Source organism: Thermoplasmata archaeon (assembly GCA_035632695.1).
Lineage (GTDB): Archaea > Thermoplasmatota > Thermoplasmata > RBG-16-68-12 > RBG-16-68-12 > RBG-16-68-12.
The window spans coordinates 1-4,823 of sequence record DASQGG010000198.1 but is presented as its reverse complement, the minus strand read 5'-3'; the positions used below and the strand labels follow the sequence as shown (position 1 = coordinate 4,823).

6 protein-coding genes are annotated in these 4,823 nt (G+C 70.1%); all 6 read left to right on the top strand.

Translation table 11 applies throughout. From position 1 onward, the window contains the following. Positions 1-335 precede the first annotated feature (335 nt). Genes VEY12_12285 through VEY12_12260 form a run of 6 tightly spaced genes read left to right on the top strand, consistent with a single transcriptional unit; the run spans position 336 to position 4,652 of the window. Entirely contained in the window at positions 336-1,616 is a 1,281-nt protein-coding gene (locus tag VEY12_12285) for a hypothetical protein (protein ID HYM40897.1), read from the top strand. A gap of 27 nt (positions 1,617-1,643) precedes the next feature. After that, positions 1,644-2,255: a methyltransferase gene (locus VEY12_12280; protein ID HYM40896.1), complete on the top strand. Its 612-nt coding sequence runs from the start codon at positions 1,644-1,646 to the stop codon at positions 2,253-2,255. A gap of 28 nt (positions 2,256-2,283) precedes the next feature. Further along, complete coding sequence (locus tag VEY12_12275) at positions 2,284-2,904, top strand: putative glycolipid-binding domain-containing protein (protein HYM40895.1); 621 nt, start codon at positions 2,284-2,286, stop codon at positions 2,902-2,904. A gap of 53 nt (positions 2,905-2,957) precedes the next feature. Further along, on the top strand, positions 2,958-3,638 hold the full coding sequence (locus VEY12_12270) for a 30S ribosomal protein S13 (protein HYM40894.1): 681 nt from the start codon (positions 2,958-2,960) through the stop codon (positions 3,636-3,638). A 4-nt stretch (positions 3,639-3,642) separates the two neighbouring features. Beyond that, complete coding sequence (locus tag VEY12_12265; protein HYM40893.1) at positions 3,643-4,266, top strand: 30S ribosomal protein S4; 624 nt, start codon at positions 3,643-3,645, stop codon at positions 4,264-4,266. Between the two features lie 2 nt (positions 4,267-4,268). After that, on the top strand, positions 4,269-4,652 hold the full coding sequence (locus VEY12_12260; protein ID HYM40892.1) for a 30S ribosomal protein S11: 384 nt from the start codon (positions 4,269-4,271) through the stop codon (positions 4,650-4,652). Positions 4,653-4,823: the final 171 nt, after the last annotated feature.

Here is a 4,823-nt window from a genome sequence, read left to right as displayed (position 1 = left end):
TGGGCTTCACGTGCGGCGCGATCACGAACGGCCTCTACCCGTGCGTGCCCGCCGCGGGCTCGTCGGTCGAGCCGCCACTCACGGAATGCGCCGTGTCCCTGTCGCCTTGGGTCGGGGTCGGCGTGGTGGGCCTGGCCCTTGCGGTGGTCGGGTACCGCGGAGCGCGCTGACGCGCCGCAGCGCTCGCCGTGTTCTCAGGCGTGATTATCACGGACGACCGGTCACGCGCGCGAACGCAACGCTTTTAGGTCCTCCCTCCCATGGGTTTCTCGTCCCACCGGGAGTGCAGGCGCGGAACTTCGAACGGCGCACCCACCGCACGCGGGAGGCTGTCCATGACGCCGTCGGGAGACGAGGTCGGATTCCTGAGAGGAGGCAAGGCTCGCCACGCCGAGGAGGCGATCGGCCGCACGGAGGGTCTCGTCGCGGTCCTGCGTCTCACGCCCGCGGACCTCGCGCCCGCCGAGGAGTCGCTCCGGATCGCACAGGACATGTTCAAGGCGCATGAGTTCTCCAAGGCGCTCGCCGCGGCGCGGAGAGCAGAGAGCCTCGCACTCACCCTGGACGATCGATTCAACGCATACCAGAAGGCGAAGGCGGACCTGGAGATCCGGATCGGGGAACTCCGCAGGATCGGCCTCGACACGAGCGCCTACCGGGAGGCCCTGGACCGGGCGCGTGAGAAACTCGCGACGGGCGCCCTGGAGAGCGGCACTACGGTCCCCAACTACCTGGAGGCGCGCGTGATCCTCGAGCACACGGCGCGCGAGGGCCGCGACCTGCTCGTCCGCGCGCACGCGGCCTCCAACCGCATCTTCCTCGCGGAGATCGCGATCACGGCCCTGGGCGACCTCGAGGGCATCGAGGACCCGAACGCGTTCGCAGAGGGAGCGGTCAACGCCCTCGAGCACTCCCTGGAAGAGGCCACGCGCGAGCTCGCCCTCGGGCATGTCGACAGCGCGACGCGGATCGCCGCGGGCCTCGAGGCGCGCGCGGACCGCCTGCGCGCCGTGTACCGGGAGACGGGCGTGATCTTGGACCGGGTGGATGCACGGCTCGGCGAACTCCGCGCGGAGGGCATCATCACGGAGCGAATCGACCGCCAGGTCTCCTACGCGAGGGACATGCGGGCCAAGGGACTCCTGGAGCCGTGCCTGGAGATGGCGGAGCGGCTCACGGAGGACGCATCCCGCCTCTCCGAGAGCCACGCGAAGGCGGTGACCGCGCTCCGGGACGCGGACGTGCTGTACTCGCGCTTGACCCGCGAGGGTTTCCACTCCTACGAGGCGGATGCGGCGCTCAAGGACGCCCGCCGAGCGCTCAAGGAGGGCAACTACGCCCGCGCCCTCGAGCACGTCGAGCACGCCCATGCGTCCTTCGTCCGCCGGCGGAACGCCCGAGAGGCGCTCGCGAAGGCGCTCGCGGAGACCCAGCGGCGCGTCGAGCTGATCCGGGCCGTCGACTTCCCCATGCTCCCGGACGTCCAGGAGGTCCTGACCCGCGCGGAACGCGAGTTCCGGGACGGGAACTACTCCGGCTCCAGCGAGGACCTCCAGATCGCCACGGTCCTCCTTGGGCATACCACGAAGCCCGAGTCCTCGGAGCGTCGGGCTTAAGGTCCACGACCTCGTTCCCACCGCCGGATGGGTGAGCAGTACTCGACGCCGAGGCCTTCCTCCCGCCGGAGGCCCACCCGGGTCGCGGTCCACGTTCGCGGCCTCACGCTGCGGCTCGGCACGGACGCGGGCGTCTTCTCCCGCGGCGGTCTGGACCGGGGCACCGAGCTCCTGCTCGAGGCGCTCCACGTCGGCCCGTGCGAACTCATCCTCGACCTCGGGTGCGGGTACGGCGTGATCGGGATCGCCGCGGCGAAGCTCTCCGAGCGCGGACACGTCATCCTGACGGACGTCAACGAGCGGGCGGTGCGGCTCGCCCGGGAGAACCTCCGGGCGAACGGGGTCGCGACCGCGGAGGTCCGGCTCGGAAGCCTCTACGAGCCCGTGGCCGGCCTCGCCTTCGACCACATCGTCTCCAACCCGCCCCTGCGCGCCGGCCGATCCGTGGTCGACCGGATCGTGTCCGAGGCGCCCGCGCATCTCCTGGAGGGAGGGCAGTTGTGGCTTGTGGCCCGCACCCGGCAGGGAGCCGATTCCCTCCAGCGCCGGATGGACGAGGCGTTCGGCAACGCGGAGATCGTGAAGCGGGGCAGCGGCTACAAGGTGTTGCGGTCCACGAAAACGCAAGGTGCGGTATGACCCGAGCCGCGGGGCGGGAGGCGGTCCGGTGAGCCCGCCCCGCGTCCTCGGACGCGCCCAGTGGCGGTACTTCCGGCACCCGGGGATCGAGCGCGCCATCCTCTCCCGGACGGACCACGGGTTCCACCTCTCCGGCCGGGCTCGCCTCCGCTTCCCCGAGGGACCGACCACGGTGACCTACGCGATCGCATGCGACCTGGCGTGGGCTCCCCGGAGCGCGCAGGTCGACCTTCGACAGCGGCGCCAACGGCACTTCCTCCATGTGGAGATCAGCGAGGAGGGCATGTGGACGATCGACGGCTTCTGCCATCGCGAGCTCGCAGGGTTCACGGACTTCGACCTCTCGGCGAGCCCCGCGACGAACACCCTGGCGCTGAAGCGCCTGGACCTGCCCGTGGGCGGCGCGGCGGAGATCCGCACGGGCTGGGTCGTGTTCCCGGACCTTGAGGTCCGTGCGGTGACGGAGCGGTACGCACGGGTGTCCGAGTCCCACTACGTGTACGAGAGGCTGCACAACGGGTTCCGCGCGGAGTTCGACGTCGACCGGAAGGGTTTCGTGCTCCACTACCCGGAGTTCTGGGAGCGGATGCCCTTCTCCGGGCCGCCACGGAAACGCGGGGCGGCGAAGGCCCGGCGCCGGCGGGCGTAAACCCTTAAGTATAGCCTGGAGTTTGGGAAGCCATCCCACCCGGGGATTGTTGAATGCCTGAGGATGAGGAAACCCCTGCACCGGAGGCGCCACCCTCGCCGGCCGAAGGCAAGAAGCCGGAGAAGCCGAAGAAGGAGAAGAAGGAGGAGAAGGCGGAGGAGCCGAAGGTCAAGGCGCCCAAGAAGCTCGAGGGCGTCAAGGAGGACTTCCGCTACATCGTCCGCATGGCGAGTACGGACCTGGACGGCACGCGCTCCGTCGCCTACGCGTTGACCGCGATCGACGGCGTCGGGATCCGCGTAGCGGAGGCCCTCGCGGACACGGTCGGCGTGCCGCGGTACGAGCGCCTCGGCAACCTCTCCGAGGGCCAGACGGACCAGATCGAGGCCACCCTGGGCAAGCTCGGCGAGGCGTTCCCGGAATGGATGGTGAACCGGCCCCACGACCAGGAGACGGGCCTCGACCTGCACGCGTACGGGTCCGACTGGTCCGTCCGGGTGCGGGACGACATCAACCGGATGAAGATGATCCGCTCCTACAAGGGCGTGCGCCACGAGACGGGCCAGAAGGTCCGCGGCCAGCGCACGAAGAGCAACGGCCGCACCGGGCTCACGGTCGGTGTGACGAAGAAGGCGGCGCTCGCCGCGCAGGCGGCCAAGAAGGAAGAGGAGGGCGGCAAGGCGAAGAAGGAGGAGAAGCCCGCCGCCGCCACCAAGGAAGAGAAGAAGGAGTGAACGTTTGGGCGATCCTAAGTTCTCGCGTGCGCACTTCGAGCGGCCCGCCCACCCCTGGGAGGCCGAGCGCATCAAGACGGAGAACGAGCTCCTGAAGAAGTACGGGCTCAAGAACAAGAAGGAGCTGTGGCGGTCCCAGTACACCCTGCGCCGCTTCCGCCAGCGGGCCCGGGAGCTCCAGGCGCTCGTCCGCACGGGGAACAAGCAGGCGGAGCGGGAGCGGGAGCAACTCCTGCGGCGGCTCGGCCGGCTCGGCCTGCTGCCCCTGGAAGGCACGACCCTGGACGACGTCCTCGGCCTCGACGTGGAGGCGCTCCTCTCGCGGCGCCTGCAGACGCTCACGTTCCTCAAGGGCCTCGCCTTCACGCCGCGACAGGCGCGGCAGTTCATCGTCCATGGCCACGTGTCCATCGAGGGACGGCGCGTGACGATCCCGGGCTACCTGGTGAACCGCCAGGAGGAGAACGCGATCCTGTACGACGAGCGCTCGCCAATCGCGAACGACCTCCATCCGGTACGCCAAGGCGCCCAGGTGGCGGCCGCGCCCGCGGAAGGCGGCGAAACGGAGGGCGAGGAAGCGCCCGGCGAGGGGCCCGCGCCCCCGGGTGCCGCGCCCAAGGGGGCCTGACCATGGCCAAGTGGGGGATCGCGCACATCTACGCGTCGTACAACAACATCATCATCACGCTCACGGACATCACCGGATCCGAGACGATCACGAAGGCCACAGGAGGGATGGTCGTCAAGGCCGCGAAGGACGAGGCCTCCCCGTACGCCGCGATGAAGGCCGCGGAGCGCGTGGCCGACGCGGCCAAGGAGAAGGGGATCGACTCGATCCACGTCCGCGTCCGCGCGCCCGGAGGGAACCGCTCCAAGAGCCCGGGCCCCGGCGCACAGTCCGCGATCCGTGCCCTGTCCCGCGCCGGCCTGCGGATCGGGCGCATCGAGGAAGTCACCCCGGTGCCCCACGACGGAACGAAGCCCAAGGGCGGCCGCCGCGGGCGGAGGGTGTAGCCCCATGAAGGTCCGGATGTTGGGCCAGAAGGACGACCAGGTACGACTCGTCCTCGAGGAGACGGAGCCCCAGTTCGTCAACGCCCTCCGGCGGGTGCTTATCGCCGACGTGCCCAAGATGGCCATCGAGGACGTCGAGTTCCACCTCGGCCCCATCCGCGCGGAGGACGG